The organism is Sphingomonas profundi (assembly GCF_009739515.1).
Lineage (GTDB): Bacteria > Pseudomonadota > Alphaproteobacteria > Sphingomonadales > Sphingomonadaceae > Alterirhizorhabdus > Alterirhizorhabdus profundi.
In genome coordinates, this window is sequence record NZ_CP046535.1 from 2,225,625 (window position 1) to 2,240,779 (window position 15,155).

At 72.1% G+C, this 15,155-nt stretch carries 12 protein-coding genes; 3 read left to right on the top strand and 9 right to left on the bottom strand.

The window, feature by feature from the left end:
• The first annotated feature begins 28 nt into the window (after nucleotides 1-28).
• From GNT64_RS10545 to GNT64_RS10555, 3 genes are all read left to right on the top strand, one after another.
• Nucleotides 29-1,498: an oligosaccharide flippase family protein gene (locus GNT64_RS10545; protein WP_156679491.1), complete on the top strand. Its 1,470-nt coding sequence runs from the start codon at nucleotides 29-31 to the stop codon at nucleotides 1,496-1,498.
• 204 nt (nucleotides 1,499-1,702) lie between these two features.
• Nucleotides 1,703-2,827 carry a glycosyltransferase family 4 protein gene (locus GNT64_RS10550; RefSeq protein ID WP_156679492.1) on the top strand — a complete coding sequence of 375 codons (1,125 nt, stop codon included), beginning with the start codon at nucleotides 1,703-1,705 and terminating at the stop codon, nucleotides 2,825-2,827.
• Nucleotides 2,824-3,702 (top strand): glycosyltransferase family 2 protein, encoded by an 879-nt coding sequence (locus GNT64_RS10555; RefSeq protein ID WP_156679493.1) that lies wholly within the window; start codon nucleotides 2,824-2,826, stop codon nucleotides 3,700-3,702. The genes GNT64_RS10550 and GNT64_RS10555 overlap by 4 nt, the downstream gene beginning before the upstream one ends.
• On the opposite strand, the gene GNT64_RS10560 is transcribed toward GNT64_RS10555, so the two are convergent.
• Genes GNT64_RS10560 through GNT64_RS10595 form a run of 9 tightly spaced genes read right to left on the bottom strand, consistent with a single transcriptional unit; the run spans nucleotide 3,699 to nucleotide 14,842 of the window.
• Nucleotides 3,699-4,712 (bottom strand): glycosyltransferase family 2 protein, encoded by a 1,014-nt coding sequence (locus tag GNT64_RS10560; protein ID WP_156679494.1) that lies wholly within the window; start codon nucleotides 4,710-4,712, stop codon nucleotides 3,699-3,701. The two genes, GNT64_RS10555 and GNT64_RS10560, sit on opposite strands and share 4 nt — an antisense overlap.
• Nucleotides 4,709-5,962, bottom strand: coding sequence for a glycosyltransferase family 2 protein (locus GNT64_RS10565; RefSeq protein WP_156679495.1), 1,254 nt, complete (start codon nucleotides 5,960-5,962; stop codon nucleotides 4,709-4,711). Before GNT64_RS10565 ends, GNT64_RS10560 begins: the two co-directional genes overlap by 4 nt.
• Nucleotides 5,952-7,034: a glycosyltransferase family 4 protein gene (locus tag GNT64_RS10570; protein WP_156679496.1), complete on the bottom strand. Its 1,083-nt coding sequence runs from the start codon at nucleotides 7,032-7,034 to the stop codon at nucleotides 5,952-5,954. The genes GNT64_RS10565 and GNT64_RS10570 overlap by 11 nt, the downstream gene beginning before the upstream one ends.
• Nucleotides 7,035-7,037: 3 nt before the next feature.
• Nucleotides 7,038-7,910: a glycosyltransferase family 2 protein gene (locus tag GNT64_RS21865; RefSeq protein WP_231639457.1), complete on the bottom strand. Its 873-nt coding sequence runs from the start codon at nucleotides 7,908-7,910 to the stop codon at nucleotides 7,038-7,040.
• Nucleotides 7,907-9,349, bottom strand: coding sequence for a hypothetical protein (locus GNT64_RS21870; protein ID WP_231639459.1), 1,443 nt, complete (start codon nucleotides 9,347-9,349; stop codon nucleotides 7,907-7,909). Before GNT64_RS21870 ends, GNT64_RS21865 begins: the two co-directional genes overlap by 4 nt.
• Nucleotides 9,346-10,503 carry a glycosyltransferase gene (locus GNT64_RS10580; RefSeq protein ID WP_156679497.1) on the bottom strand — a complete coding sequence of 386 codons (1,158 nt, stop codon included), beginning with the start codon at nucleotides 10,501-10,503 and terminating at the stop codon, nucleotides 9,346-9,348. The genes GNT64_RS21870 and GNT64_RS10580 overlap by 4 nt, the downstream gene beginning before the upstream one ends.
• A gap of 27 nt (nucleotides 10,504-10,530) precedes the next feature.
• Nucleotides 10,531-12,777 carry a GumC family protein gene (locus GNT64_RS10585; RefSeq protein ID WP_156679498.1) on the bottom strand — a complete coding sequence of 749 codons (2,247 nt, stop codon included), beginning with the start codon at nucleotides 12,775-12,777 and terminating at the stop codon, nucleotides 10,531-10,533.
• Nucleotides 12,778-12,804: 27 nt separating this feature from the next.
• On the bottom strand, nucleotides 12,805-14,085 hold the full coding sequence (locus GNT64_RS10590) for an outer membrane beta-barrel protein (RefSeq protein ID WP_197277363.1): 1,281 nt from the start codon (nucleotides 14,083-14,085) through the stop codon (nucleotides 12,805-12,807).
• Nucleotides 14,086-14,143: 58 nt separating this feature from the next.
• Nucleotides 14,144-14,842 carry a sugar transferase gene (locus tag GNT64_RS10595; RefSeq protein WP_156679500.1) on the bottom strand — a complete coding sequence of 233 codons (699 nt, stop codon included), beginning with the start codon at nucleotides 14,840-14,842 and terminating at the stop codon, nucleotides 14,144-14,146.
• Nucleotides 14,843-15,155 lie beyond the last annotated feature (313 nt).

Consider the following 15,155-nt stretch of genomic DNA (forward strand, 5'->3'; position numbering starts at 1 on the left):
GTGCAACCGGCACGATCGCGGGCGCGCGATGATGACGCGGCGCGACTTCGCCGCCGCGCTCACCGCCGGCGCGGGCCTGCTGGCGCGCGCATCCAACCAGATCGCCACCGTGGTCGTCACGCTGGTGGCGACGCGCTATCTGGCGCCGGCGGAGTTCGGCGTGTTCGCGCTGGCATCGATCGCCATCACCCTGATCCGCACCCTGCTCTACAGCGGGGCGTTCGAATATCTGCTGAAGGCGCGCGATGCGGGCGATTGCTCCAGCGAGAGCCTGGCCGTCAACCTCGCGCTGGCGGTGGGGCTGGGCGTGCTGCTGGGCGCGATCGCGCTGATCGCCGGCCGGCTGTTCGCGGCCGATGCGATCGCGCTCGCCCTGCTGGCTATGCTGCCCTCCAACCTCGTCTCGGCGGTGGCGGCGTGGCGCGAATCGCTGCTGCTGCGCACCGGCCGGCTGCGGCTCTATTACGCGCTCACCACCCTGGCGGAACTGGCCGCGATGGTGCTGGCGATCGCGCTGCTGTTCGCCGGCTTCAAGGTGGCGGCGCTGATCTGGCAGCTCTACGCGCGTAACCTGGCCACGCTGATCCTCTACATGCTGGCCTCGCCTGCGATCTACTCGCGCCGTTTCTCGCGCGCGCGCTTCGTGGCGGTGCTGCGCTGGTCGACGAGCCGCTACGCCGCGATGCTCGTCGGTTTCGGCGCCACCTACAGCGCCGATCTGTTCCTCGGCATCTTCCTGTCGCCGGCCGCCACCGGCCTGTTCCGCGCCAGCAGCCGCATCGTCACGGCGGTGACGGACATGTTCAACCAGCCCGCCCGCACCTTCGCCATGACGATCTTCTCCCAGCGCGCGGCCGCGGCCCAGCGATCGGACACGATGTGGCCGGTCTTCTTCGTCATGGCGGCGGCGGTCGGCTGGGCCGCGCTGGTGGGTCTGGCGGCGGTGGCGACGGCCGTCGTGCCCGTACTGCTCGGCCCGCAGTGGCAGGCGGCGACGGCGCTGGTGCCGCTGCTGTGCCTGGCCCGCGCCTTCTCGCTGTTCGATACCGTCGCCAGCACCGTGCTGGTCGCCTATGACGAGCAGCGCCCGCTCTTCTACATCCAGTGCACGAACGCCGCCGTGGGCGTGGCGCTGATCGCCCTGTCCGCGCCGTTCGGCCTGGTCGCGGTGACGATCTCCACCGCCGTCTCCACCTGCCTCGGCTCGACCATCCTCGCCGTCGTCGCGCTGCGGCGCCTGCCGGGATCGCAGGCGATGCTGCGGCAGACCATGCCGGCGCTGATCCCGCCGCTGGTGGCGACGGCGGCCGGCGCGATGGCCGGGCGCGCGATGGCGACCGGCCTCGGTCTCGGCACGGCGCAGGCGGCGGTGCTGGCGATCGCGAGTGGCATCGTCGCCTGGCTGCTCGCGCTGATCGCCATCCGCCACCGGCTGCTGGACATGATCCTGCACCTGCGCGGCGATCCGCCCCACCCGGCCACGGCGCTGGCGGACTGACCTGCGCCGGAGACACCGCTACGCACGCCGGCCCGCACCGGGGTATTCCGCCACGGCGGCAAGGCGGCGTGCCGATCACGCCACAGGCCGCACCACTTGGAACCAAGTACGCGTTCTGCGAAGCGGTCTCCTCGCCTATACTGGGGTAGACCATAATCACGCTCTAATCTGTTCGATCCGGTTCAACTCCAATACGGAGTATTCATGATGCATGACGAGACGGGGTTCGAACTCGTCATCAACGGCCGCTTCCTCAGCCAGCGGATGACGGGCGTGCAGCGCGTCGCGCGGGAGTTCGTCGGCGCGCTCGATCGGCGGCTGGTGGAGGGTCGCTATCCCGGGCTGCGGGTGCGGCTGGTGGCGCAGCGCGACGCCGTGCTCGCCGGGCCGGCGCTCCGCGCCATCGCGGTCGAGCGGGTCGGCGGCGGCAGCGGCCATCGGTGGGAGCAGCTCGCCCTGCCCGGCCATGTCGGCGCGGCGGCCCTGCTGTGCCTCGGCAACAGCGCGCCGGTGCTGTCGCTGCTCGGCCGCCGCCCGGTCGCGGTGATGCTGCACGATCTGGCCTACCGGCTGTTTCCCGGCGACTATCCGCTCGCCTACCGGCTGCTGCACCGCGCGATCGACATGGTGCTGCTGAAGCGCGCGCGCCCGCTCGTCACCGTCTCCGCGGCGGAGCGCAGCGTGATCGGCGGGCTGCACCCGTCGGCCGGGCCGCGCATCCTCGTCGCCGCGAACGGCGGCTTCGCCAACGATGCGCCGCCCGCCGCGCGATGGCGGCCGCGCCGGGGGGACGGCGCCTACGGCCTCTATGTCGGCGCGCTCTCCGATCGGAAGAACGGCGCGGGCATCGTACAGGCGGCAATCGATCTGGCGCGGGCGACCGGCGCGGGCTTCAAGCTGGCCGGGCCGGCGGCCAAGGCGGCGCACGCCATACCGGAGGATGTGCGGACGCTGATCGAGTTCTGCGGCTATGTCGACGATGCCGCGCTGCTCGATCTCTACGCCGGCGCCTCCTTCTTCCTGTTCCCCTCCTTCTACGAAGCGTCCGGCCTGCCGCCGGTGGAGGCGATGACGGTCGGCTGCCCGGTGATCGTCTCCGACATCCCGGTGATGCGCGAGCGGTGCGGCGATGCGGCGCTCTACTGCGATCCGCACGACCGCCACTCGATCCTGCGCGCCTGCCGCGACCTGATCGAGCAGCCGGCGCTGGCCGAGCGGATGAGCGCGCTCGGTCGCGCCCAGGCGGCGACCTTCACGTGGGAGAAGCAGGTCGATCGCGTGATCGGCGCGATCGCGGCCGAGATGCGGCGCGACCGCGCCGCCGGATGACGTCGCCGGACCATGCCCGCTTCGACGTCAGCCTGATCGTCGCGACGCTCGGCCGCACCATCCCGAACCGGCGGCTGCTGACGAGTCTCGCCAAGCAGCGCGCCGTCTCGTTCGAGGTGATCGTCGTCGACCAGAATGACGAGGACATATTGGCGCCGTACCTGCACGGCGACTGGCCCTTTCCCGTCACCCACATGCGCCGCCCCGGCGAACGCGGCGCCAGCCGCGCGCGCAACTGCGGCTGGCCGGTCGCGCGGGCGCCGGTGCTGCTCTTCCCGGACGACGATTCCTGGTATCCCACCGATTTCCTCGCGCGCGGCCTCACCCAGATGGCGGACCGGCGCGTCGACATCCTCACCGGGCGATCCACCGACGAGACCGGGCTGACGATCAACGACCGCTACGCCCGCCGGCCGGGCCGCATCGGGCGGCACGGCGTGTGGACGCGGCAGATCGAGTGGATCACCTTCTTCCGCCGCGACGTGGTGCAGCGCGCCGGCGGCTTCGACGAGACGATCGGGCTCGGCGCGCCGACCCCGTGGCAGGCGGGCGAAGGGCCGGATCTCATTCTGCGCGCGATCGCGAACGGCGCCACCGCCTGGTACGATCCGGGCCTCACCGCCTTTCACGACGAACTGCCCACCCGCAATCCGGATGCGGCGATGATGCGCAAGGGCCGCGCTTATGCGCGCGGCATGGGCCGGGTGCTGCGGCGACGGCGCTTCCCGGTCGGCACCCTGCTCTACTGGTGCGGGCGGGCGCTGCTGGCGATGCTGCGATCGGCCTTCGCGCTGGATTGGCGGCGCGCCCGCTACTTCTTCCTCGTCTTCCTCGGGCGCCTGGAAGGTTACGCCGGCCGCGTCTGGCGCGGCTAGGTTTGCAGGTCCAGCGTGGCGAGCCGCCGCAGCCGCCCATCGAACGGCGGACCGAAGCGCGGGGCGCACTCGTCTTCCGGCACCATCTGGTCGAACGGCACGCGTGCCGCCGGCATCGCCCGGTGCCACCGGTTGCGCAGCCGCCGCGCGAGATCGGCGAGCGTCGCCGCCGGATCGCACGCCAGCGCGCGGGTGCCGAGCGCGAGCGCGGCCGGCCAGTGGCCGCCCAGCAGCAGCCGCGCCGCCGCCGCGCGATCGGCGTCGGCGCCCGCCCAGCGCAGCACCGGCAGCGGCGACGGCATCGCGTGCAGGGCGGTGGCGATCGCCCGCCGTCGCGCCGCGCCCATGCGCGGCATGTCGGCCGAGAGGCTGTCGGGCACACGCCGGTAGCCGACCAGCCGGCGCGGCACGCAGGCGATCGGCGCACGCGCGGCAACGCGCAACTGCAACAGATAATCCTCCGCTCCCCGCCAGCCCCACGTCACCGCATCATAGCCGCCGGCCGCCAGCAGCGCCGCGCGCCGGAACACCGCCGCGCTGCCGCAGCCGACGAAGTTGGTCAGCAGGTGGCGGTGATAGCCGTGGCCCGCCACCAGCGGCAGCGGCGGGGTGGCGATCACATGGCCGGCCGCATCGATCACATGATGCAGCGCGTAGGCGAAGCCCGCGGTCGGCTGCCGCTGAAGCGCGGCGATCGTTTCCGCAAGGTAGAGCGGATGCCACACGTCGTCGGCATCCAGCGGCGCGACATGATCCGCCGTCGACGCGGCGATCGCGCGGTTGCGGGCGGCGATCGGCCCGGCATGCGGCTGGCGGATCAGGCGGATGCGCGGATCGGCGGCGGCGGCGGCAGCGACGAGCGCGGCGGTCATGTCGGTCGATCCGTCGTCCACCACGACGATCTCGACATCAGCCACCGTCTGCCGCCGCGCCGAGGCGAGTGCTGCGACAATCGTGCCGGCGGCGTTGCGCGCCGGCATGATGACGGCGGCGCGCGGACGATCGCTCATCCCTCGCCCCGCCCCGCCAGCCGGTCGCCCAGCAGGCGGCGGATCGCGCCGCCGCTCAGCCCGTCGCCGAGATCGGCCTCCACCATCAGCAGCGATCGCGGGCGGACGAACGGCACCTTGGCGACCAGGCGCTCCACGCCCGCCACCGGCGCGATGCCGCGCACAAGATGATGCGGCGCCAGCATCACGCCCAGGCTGCGGCCGGCCCGCGCCGCCGTGGCGAAGCGCGCCATGCGGATCACCTCGCGCTCGATCCTCCGCGCAAGCGACGGGCCGGGCGGCGGCCCGCAGCGGCCTTCCACCTCCGCCAGCAAGGCTTCCACGCGCGGGCCGAACCGCTCCCACGCGGGCAGCAGATCGCGATAGGGGCGGCCCGCGCCCAGCATCAGCCCCTCGGCCAGCGCGGCGATCGCCCGCGCCGGATCGGACGGGTGGCGCAGGCCGGGCAGCAGCGCCGGCAGCGCCAGCCCGCTCCCCCCGCCGCCGATCGCCATGCCGGCATTCCACATCAGCGCATCGAACGCGGCCTGCGCGGAGACCGGCACGCCGCCGTCGTCGGCAATGCGGCCCAGCATCGCCAGCGTGTCGCGCAGCATGGCCGCGCCGTCGCGGGTCAGCGAGGCGGGCGCGGACCGATAATGCGCCAGCGCGCGGTGCTCGATAGCGAAGCGGGCGCCGGCGCGCGCCAGCCGCCGCCACAGATCCCAATCCTCGTTGGTCGCCAGACGCGTGTCGAACCCGCCGAGATCGCGCAGAAGCGTCGTGCGGCAGACGATCGCGTGGATCGCCGTCGGCGGCCGCAGATCGCACAGGCCGATAGGATCGCGGTCAAGCCGCGGCGCGGGCGTGCGCGCCAGCCGCGTGCCGTCCGCCGACGGCCGCACATGGCCGCAGGCGATGGCATCCGCCTTGCCGCTGCGGCCCAGCCCGCGCAGCATCACGGCCAGATAGGCCGGATCGATCGTGTCGTCCGCGTCCAGGAACAGCGTCCACGCGCCGCGCGCCGCCGCCAGCCCGCGATTGCGCGCGGCGGCGGCGCCGGCGTTCGGCTGGCGCAGCAGGCGGATGCGCGGATCGGCGGCAGCCCACCGCGCCACGATCGCGGCGGTGGCGTCGCCCGATCCGTCGTCGACGACGATCGCCTCCCAGTCCGCCCGGCGCTGCGCCGTCAGGCTGGCCAGGGTGCGCCCGATCGTGCCCGCCGCCTGGAAGGCGGGCACCACGACGCTGACGGCCGGATCATCGCGCAAGGCGCAGGATGTGCGCCAGCAGGCCGCGCCCCGCGTCCGCCCAGCGGAAGGTCCGCGCCCGCTCCCGCGCCGCCGTCACCTTCGCGGCGCGCAATACGGGATCGGTCGCGTAGCCCAGGATGGCGTCGGCCCACTCCCCCGGCGCATCGGTGCCGGCGTAGAGCACGGCATCGACGCACACCTCCGGAATGGCGCCGGCGGGTGCCACGACGGACGGGCAGCCGCTGAGCGCCGCCTCGATCGGCGGCAGCCCGAACCCCTCGGTGCGGGAGGGAAAAGCGAGGCACAGCGCCTCCGCATAGAGCGTGCGCAGCGCATCGTCCGCCACCTTGCCGACGAAGCGGGCGCCGGCCGGCGGATGCAGCCCGGCCGCGCGCAGCGCCGCCTCCGCCATGCCCACCACCACCAGGACGAGATCGGCGAGGCGCGGGTCGGCGAACGCCTCGAACACCACGCGCACGTTCTTGTAGCTCTTGGCGCTGCCGAACAGCAGCACATAGCCGCCGGGCGCCAGGCCGAAGCGGCTGGCGCCGTCCGGCGCGGCCGGCCCGTCGATCAGATGGTCGGCGCCGTTGGGCAGCACCGCCGTCCGTTCCAGCGGGGCCACGCCAGTCAGGTCCATCAGCCGGCGCGAATATTCCGATACGGTCAGCACCTGCGCGCTGGTGCGGGCCATCAGCGGCGTGAGAAAGCGGTAGCCCAGCCGCTGGCGCGCCGGATAGGAATTGTCGGAAAAGAGGAACTGCACGTCGTGCAGCAGCAGGATCTTGCGAGCGTGGGCGATCGGCGCAAGGTTGCACAGATTCACCAGCACTGCGCCCGCCGCGCGCCGCGGCAGCACCGCCTGCTCCCACGCCTGGGTGCCGGCGCCGCGTTCCCGCACCACGCGGATCGTCGACAGCTCCGGGATCCAGCTTGCCCCCAGCGGCAGGATCACGCGCGCGTCCGGCCGCCCGTTCGCCGGCATCGCGCCGAGTTCGTCGTCCACCGCGCGGATCAGCCGATCGGCCACGCGGTGCACGCCGTTCAGGCTGCCGCCGTAGAACTTGCCGTTGAACACGATCGGCCGCACGCCCTACTCCAGTTCGAGGATGCGACGGGGGTGGAGCCGGCCGCGCGCCAGATCGGCCAGCGCGCGCAGGTTGCCGCGCAGCCGGCCGCCGCGATCGACCCACGGCTCCGGCCGCAGGCTGCGGCCGACATTGGCGAGCAGGTTGTTGCGCATCATCCGCCAGGCCAGCGCGCGCGGGATGGTGCGCTTGCGCAGCATGTGGACGGGGTTGGCGATCTGCGAGTAGCCGAAGCGCCGGCCGGAGGTGCGGCCGCGCTTGATGCCCATGTGCACGCCGCGCATCGCCGCCGCGCCGACCAGCCGCCCGCGCCGGCCGACGCGGTAGGTGAAATCGATATCCTCCAGCCAGCCGTAGAGCGGCAGATCCTCGTCGAAGCGGATATCGCCGGTGGCGGAGAGGCGCACCGCCATGTTGCAGCCGTACATCGCCTCGGTGGGCCAGGTGGGCGGCTGATCCGCCGGCGGCACGTCGCGCGCCAGCATGTCGCGCGCCTGCTCGAAGCTGAAGCCCGGCCCGTCGATGCCGTCGGCGACGATGCGGCCGGTGGCGCCGGCGATGTCCGGGTTCCGCTCCAGCAGCATTTCCAGTTCGGCGATGTAGCGTTCGTCGGCCACGAAATCGTCGTCCAGGAACAGCAGCACGTCGGCCCTGTCGCGCAGCGCCTCGATGCCGGCGTTGCGCTGCCGGCAGGATCCCTTCTCGCTCAGCAGCAGCGTCACGGCGAAGCGGTCGGAGGCGATGCCGGGCGCATCCTCCGCCCGCACCGCGGCGATCAGCACGCCGTCCGGCGGGCGGGTCTGCCGCTCCAGGTGCAGCACGGTCTGGCGCACCGTCTCCGGCCGGCTGAGCGTGGCGACGACGACGAATATCCTCACCGGGCGATCTCCATGCCGTCCATGCCCCGTACGATCGGGGTCGCCTCGCGCAGCGCCACGCCGGCACTTCGCCGCGCCGATGCGCGCAATGCCAGCGCCGCGCCGGCGAAGATCGCGAAGTCGGTGCCCAGATCGCAGCTGGGCAGCACCACGCTGTACGGCACCAGCAGCATCAGCGCCGCCCACCCGGCCGCCGCCCCCACGGCGATGCGCCCGTCCGCGACGGGCAGGTAGGTGGAGGCGCGCAACGGCTTCAGCACGCGCGCCACGTGGATCGCGGCCAGCGCCATGCCGATCACGCCGACCGAGCCCAGGATCGCCGTGACCAGGCTGGACGAGCGGAAGCTGCCCGGCCCGATGCCCAGGCCGTGCGAGACCGAGAAGGCCTCCAGCCCCTTGCGTGCCCAGAAGGCGCGCTGCAGGCCGGACGCGGACTGGCCCTTGGCCACCGTCATATATTGCAGCATGTCGGCGAAGGCGGCGGTGGCGGCCGGCAGCGCCACGATCATCAGGCAGGCCGCGATGCCGGCCACGACGAGCGCCACCAGCATCGCGACCAGCTTGTCGGACCGGAGGGCGCCCGGAAGCAGCAGCCGCGCGGCGATCACCGCGCCGTGAGCCGCCAGGCCGACATAGGCGCTGGACGAGGTGCTGGCGACGAGGATGCCCAGCAGCGCCAGCGCCAGCGTGCCGGTGCGGCGCGGCATCACGTCGCGCATCCAGCATTCGAGCATGAAGACGAACCAGCCGAAGCTGTAGGTCGCATAGTTCGACGCTTCCGGGAACAGGCCGGAGAGGCGGACGAAGCCGCCATATTGCTGGTCGAGCATCGCGTAGCTGCCGTTGCGGAACAGCGCGAACACGTCGCCCAGCGGCGTCTCCCGGCTGGCGGCGACGAGGACGCCGAGCACCACGTTGATCCACGCGACGGCCACGCCGGTGCGCACCAGCGTGGCCGGACCGCGCCGCCCGCCGCACGCGACATAGGCGACGATCGCGCACATCGCGGTGCCGATCAGGTAGATCGCGGTGGTCAGGTTCTGCGGCGTGGGCACGAGCGGATCGACGGCATAGAGGTACGCCGTCAGCCGCGATCGCAGCAGCGGCACCGCGATCTCGCCCCGGAACAGGCGGGGGCCGGCGATCGCCATCGTCAGGCCGAACAGCGTATAGAGGATCAGCGCCCAGTTCGCCTCCACGGCGTGACGCACCCGCCGCACCTGCCCCGATCCCGCCGGGAAGATGCGGATGCCCGCCAGCAGCAGCGCGAACTGGATCGGCGGGATGGACGAGCCGCCGAGCGCCGGCAGGTTGATCGCCGAGGCGCCGCCCAGGATGGTGCAGCCGATCAGCAGCGCCAGCAGCGCCTCCACCCGGCCGAACAGCGCCACCGGCAGGCCGATCAGCAGCAGCAGCACGCCGATGAAGGTCAGCGTCACGCCAGCACCTCAGGCTCGCGCACGGGCGCCTGCCATTCGCGGGCCGTAGTCTCCGCCTGGCCGGCGGCCGCGCCGATCACCCGCATCATCCCCTCGTCGAACCGTTCGGGGGCGAAGCGGCGGGCGTGGGCGACGGCGGCGAGCGGATCGAAGTGCGGCAGCCATTGCTCCAGCGCCTCCACCGCATCGACCAGGCAATCGGCCGTCTGCGCGTCGAAGAAGCGGCCGGTGACGTCCGCCACCACCGAATCGCGCGCGCCGCCGCGCCCATAGGCCAGCACCGGCGTGCCCGATGCCATCGCCTCCACCGGCACGATGCCGAAATCCTCCTCGGCGGTGAAGATCAGCGCCCGGCTGCGGGCATAGGCGCGAGTCAGCCCGGCAAGGTCGACGCGCGGCAGGATCGTCACGTTCGGGCGGGCGCGGCGGCGCAGCGTCTCCAGCATCTCGCCCTCGCCGATCATCAGCAGCGGCAGGCCCAGCCGGTTGAACGTCTCCAGCGCCACGTCCGCGCGCTTGTAGGGCGTCATCTGGCCGACCCAGAGGTAATGCGCGTCGCGCTGCGCCGCCGGGGCGAACAGGTCCACCGCCACCGGCGGGTGGACGATATCGGCATCGCGCCGCCACGCCCGGGCGATGCGCTGGCGGATGAAGCCGGAATTGGCGACGAAGCGATCGACCCGCGCCGCCGACGTCACGTCCCAGCCGCGCAGCCGGTGGAACATCCACGGCATCGCCGCGCGGGCGAGGCCGCCGGCGCTCTCGCGATAATCGTGATAGTGATCCCACAGATACCGCATCGGCGAGTGGCAGTAGCAGACGTGCAGCGCGTCCGGCGCCGCGATCACGCCCTTGGCCGGGCCGGATTCGCTGCTGATGACCAGATCGTAGCCGCGCAGGTCCAGCTGCTCCAGCGCCATCGGCATCAGCGGCAGATACTTCTGGTAGTGCCGGGCGGCGCCCGGCAGCCGCTGGATGAAGCTGGTCCGCACCGGCCGCGCGCGGATGGCGGCGGAGACGCGCTCCGGCACGTAGACGTGGGTAAAGATGTCCGCCTGCGGGAACAGGTGGATCAGTCGCTCCAGCACCCGCTCGCCGCCGCGCATGCCGACGAGCCAGTAGTGGACGATGGCGACGCGGCGCGGCGCCCTCATCGCGCCCGCTCCGCCGTGCGAGCCGGCTCAGGCATAATATTCCTTATACTGGTCGTAGTAGGAGGCGGCGTCGCCATGGCCGAAGCGCTGCTGCTTGCGCATGTCGATCTGGGTGAGGACGATGCCGGCCAGGCGGACATGGTTGGGCGGCAGCAGCCGCAGCGCGGCGCGTACCGCGTGATCGGCCGTGCGCAGCCAGCGCACCACCAGCAGCGCCGCATCGGCCTTCGCCGCGACCAGCCGGCCATAGGCGATCGGCAGCACCGGCGGGGCATCGAACAGGATCAGGCCGTAGCGGGCCTTCAGCGCATCGATCAGCCGGTCGACGCCCTCGGCCTGGACGAGATCGCCGCCGTCCGCCACGGCACGCGGCACCAGCAGCACGTGCGCGCCGGATGCCTCGTCCACGCCGATCGCCTCGTCCGGCGTCGCCTCGCCGCGCAGCACCTCGGCCAGCCCCGGCCCGTCGCTGCGGCTGCCGCCCAGCGCCACGCTGGTGCCGCGGCGGCGGAGGTCGAAATCCACGAGCAGCACCTTCTCGCCCGCCATCGCCGCCACGCGGGCGAGGCAGATGGAGAGCGTCGTCTTCCCCTCCTGCGGCAGAGCGGAGGTGATGGCGATCACCTGCACATGCCCCGGCACGGCGTAGGGCAAGGCCGTGCGCAGCGTGCGGAACGCCTCCGCGAAGCCGGACTGCGGCATCTGCACCACGGCGGCGATCGGCGCCGGCGCCGCCTTGGCGACGCTGGCCAGCAGCGGGATGCCGGTGAGATAGCGCACGCGCAGGCGCCCCTCCACCTCCTCACCCGTCGTCAGCCCCTGGAACATGCCTTCCGCCACCAGCGCGGCGAGGATGCCCAGGCCGCCGCCCAGCACCGCGCCGATCAGCGCGTGCAGCGGCACGTTGGGGCTGCTCGGCTCGTCCGGCACCTCGGCCAGCGAGAGGATGCGCGCGTCCGGCCGCTCGGCGCCTTCCTGCGCGCTCGTCTCCTTGTAGCGGTTCAGGTAGCTCTCGTAGAGCGCCTGCGAGGCCTCCGCCCGGCGCTGGAGATCGTCGAGCGTCACCATCGCGCGGTTGTTCTGCGCCAGGGTGCCGCGCGCGCCGGCGAGGCTGCCGGCGATCGAGCCGAGCCGCTCGCGCGAGACGCGGGCCTTGGCGTCCAGATTGGAGATCACGCGCTTGATCTCCGCCTCGATCGTGCCGTCGATCTCGCCGAGCTCGCTCTGCGCCTTCAGCACGTCCGGGTGGCGTGGGCCGTAGCGCGCGCGCAGGTTGGCGAGCTGCGCCGCGGCATCGGCCTGGCGCGAGCGCAGCGCGCTCACCACGCCGGAGCCGAGCGCCTCGCCGACATCGTCGCCGGTCGATCCGCCGCGCAGCTGGGCGCGGGCCGTATCCAGCCGGGCCTTGTCCTCCACCGCCTGGGCGCGCGCCTCCGATACCGCCTGGTTGTAGGCCGATATCTCCTGCTCGGTCAGCGACGCGCCGGATGTGCTGAGGAGGTTGGAGGCGACGCGGTAGCGCTGCACCCGCTCATTGTCCGCATTGGCCTGGGCGCGCAGCTCGTCGAGCCGGCGGGCGAGGAAGATGCGGGTCTCCCGGTTCAGCCGCTGCTTGGAATCGAGCTGGCCCAGCGTGTAGCGGCGAGCATATTCGTTGGCGATCCGCGCGGCGAGGTCCGGCTGCTCGGTGGAGAACAGGATCGCAAAGGCCAGCGATGTGCCGATGCGGGTGACGGTGAGGCCACCCTGCAGGCGGTCCAGCACCGCCTCGCGATGCTCGGCGGCGGTCGGCGGGCCGCTCTCGGCCCCACTCAGGCCGAGGGCGCGGGCGACCCGCGCGCGCAGGCCGGGCCGATCGTCAAGCAGCGGGTTGAAGGCGGGATCGCGCTCCAGTTTCAGCGCATCGTCCACCTTCGCCGCCATCTCGCGTGAGGAGAGGACCTGGGTCTCGGTTTCCGCCACCGTATCGTTGGGCACGGCGCCGGGGTCGGAGCGGTCCGATCCGGTCGGCGCCACCCGCTCGATCGTGGTGTTCAGCGCCACCTGCGCCGCGGCCGAGTAGATCGGCTGCTTGCGCAGCGTGTAGAGCATCACCAGCGCGAACACCGCCAGCGCCACGGCGATCACCAGCTTCAGCCGCCGTCGCAGGGTGGTGAGGAAGGCGCGCAGATCGAGCCGATCGGCAGGTGCCGCGGCGGCCGGGGGCGTGACGGGCACCAGCGCGCGGGAGGCGCTGCGGCTCTGGTAGAGTTCAACCGGATTGTTCACCGTCATGGTCTCCCGCCCCAGGGGGCTGCTCGGTCAGCGATGCAGCGTCACGCCGATCGCCGCCCCGAACCCGTCGAAATCGCGCGCGCCGACGCCGGACGAGGTCTGGCGACGATAATTGACCGATGCCGTCAGCGAGAGCGTGCGGTTGACGAGGTAGCGCGCGCCTAGCTGCGCCCCGACATAGTCGTCGTCGCGATCGAGCCCGCGATAGCTCTCGCGCGTGTAGCTGACGTCGGAGGTCAGGATCAGCTGGCGCAGCAGCTCATATTGCACGCCAAGCGTGGCGTTGGTGGAGATGCCGCCGGCGGACCCGACGAACGGGCTGCGCTGCAGGCTGCGCGATCCGCGCAGCGAGACCGAGACGAGCGGCGTCGGGTTCCAGTTCAGCGCGACGTCATAGTCGATGCCGGAGATGTCGCCGTAAGCGGGATCGGCGAAATTCTCCCGCAGATAGCCGACGCCGACCGATCCGGTGACGAGGTTGCCGAGGCCCAGCTGCACGCCGGCCAGCACACTGAACCCCTTCGAGCTGCGGTCCAGCCCGTCGAACTTGGGATAGTCGCTCGCATCGAAGCCGCCGCGCACGAAGGCGGCGATGGCGGGGCCGACGGCGTAGGCGAGCCTGACATGGCCGCCGACCGAGCGGAAATCGCCAAAGTCCTGGCCGATCCTGGCGCCGTTGATCCGCACGGCGGCATAATCGTAGCGCTGCGCGCTGCCGCCCGCCTCTATGCCGAGGGCGCCGACGCCATGCGAGGCGCTGCCCTCGATCCGCAGCAGATGGTAGGTGATCGGATCGCCACCGACGAACAGGTCGCCGGCGGAGCCGCGCGGCTCCAGCCGGCGCTCGTAGCCGCCCGCCAGGCTCACCCGCGTGCCGGCGCCGATCTCGGCCGCGGCGTCGGCGGAGAGGCCGTACTGCTCCGAATTTTCGGTCTGGATGCTGGCATAGCGGCGCACCGTCGCATCGGCCTCGATCGCCACGGGATAGACTCGCGAGGGCGAAACGATGCGCACGCGCGGGCGCAGCTCGGCATAGCCGTCGTCGCGCTTCATCGTCGCCGTACGGTAGATATTGTCGTCATAGGCCGCACCCACCGCGACCTCCGGGAAGACGGTGAAGCCGCCGAGCGGTATGCCGACGGCGTCGTAGTCCGGCCGCGCCCGTTCGGCGACGGTATCGACCGGCGCAGTCACGGGGCGGCCCTGCGCCAGCGCGGCCCCGGCGCAGGGCAGCGCGGCGCACGGCACGCCGATCAGCATCGCGATCGCCCGCGTGGCGCGGATCGGGAAGGCGGCCGGTCGCGTCATCACCCCATCCCGCCTCGCCGCCCGCGCCTGCCATGGGCCGCATCGCCGCCGGCCCGGTTCAGCATGCCCCCGCCATCGCCAGCACGGCGCGCGGGGTGCGCAGCAGGATCTTGAGGTCGCCGTAGAGCGACCAGGTCTCGACATAATCGACGTCCAGCGCGACGCGCTCGGCATAGCCGATGTCGCTGCGCCCGCTGACCTGCCACAGGCCGGTGAGGCCCGGCGTCACCGCGAGATAGTGGCTGGCGCCGGCGCCGTAGCGCACCAGTTCCGCGCTGGTGATCGGGCGCGGGCCGACGAAGCTCATCTCGCCGCGCAGGATGTTGAACAGCTGCGGCAGCTCGTCCAGGCTGGTCGCGCGGATGAAGCGGCCCAAGGGGATGATGCGCGGATCGTCGCGCAGCTTGCGGTTGCTCTCCCACTCGCGCGCGGCGGCGGGATCCGTCTCGAGGATATGGCGCAGCATCTCGGCGGCGTTCGGCCGCATCGAGCGCAGCTTCAGGCAGCGGAACGTCCGCCCGTCACGCCCCACCCGCTCATGCGCGAAGAAGGGCCAGCCGAAGCTGACGCAGACGATCAGCGCCACCAGCAGCACCAGCGCCGGCAGCAGGAAGGCGAGCAGCGCCAGCGCCAGCGCGCGATCCGCCGCCAGCTTCACCAGCCAGTGCAGGCGACGCATCGCCCGCGGCGATGCTGCCGGGCGAACATTCTGCCCATCGCAGTCGAAACCATCCTTGATCGACGCCACAACATCCATGCCCGACCTCCATCAAGCATTGCGGCGCTATCCTACCGATTCACCTTGCACTGCACAACGATCTATTGCCGTTTTCGTCTTGTAGCGTCCCACCATAGGATTAAGTCCATTGTCGGTCTACTTGTCGCTCGTCTTTTGTATTGGTTGCTTCCGGATCATCTTTCATCCGTATCAGATCTATCCTGTGTTTCCGCCGCTCGAATGGCGAACCGCTCGAGATCGGGAGGTCGCTCTGTCACACGCGGCGAACCGACGGCGCCGATCCGCGAAGAGATGGTGCGATGTGGCGCAATCCCGGGTTGCGCGCCGTCAT

What these genes read in the sequence shown, in the direction of transcription:
- GNT64_RS10555 (WP_156679493.1), top strand. Translation starts at nt 2,824, where the DNA reads ATGACGTCGCCGGACCATGCCCGCTTCGACGTCAGCCTGATCGTCGCG.
- GNT64_RS10560 (WP_156679494.1), bottom strand. Translation starts at nt 4,712, where the DNA reads ATGAGCGATCGTCCGCGCGCCGCCGTCATCATGCCGGCGCGCAACGCC.
- GNT64_RS10550 (WP_156679492.1), top strand. Translation starts at nt 1,703, where the DNA reads ATGATGCATGACGAGACGGGGTTCGAACTCGTCATCAACGGCCGCTTC.
- GNT64_RS10545 (WP_156679491.1), top strand. Translation starts at nt 29, where the DNA reads ATGATGACGCGGCGCGACTTCGCCGCCGCGCTCACCGCCGGCGCGGGC.
- GNT64_RS10595 (WP_156679500.1), bottom strand. Translation starts at nt 14,842, where the DNA reads ATGGATGTTGTGGCGTCGATCAAGGATGGTTTCGACTGCGATGGGCAG.
- GNT64_RS10590 (WP_197277363.1), bottom strand. Translation starts at nt 14,085, where the DNA reads ATGACGCGACCGGCCGCCTTCCCGATCCGCGCCACGCGGGCGATCGCG.
- GNT64_RS10580 (WP_156679497.1), bottom strand. Translation starts at nt 10,503, where the DNA reads ATGAGGGCGCCGCGCCGCGTCGCCATCGTCCACTACTGGCTCGTCGGC.
- GNT64_RS10585 (WP_156679498.1), bottom strand. Translation starts at nt 12,777, where the DNA reads ATGACGGTGAACAATCCGGTTGAACTCTACCAGAGCCGCAGCGCCTCC.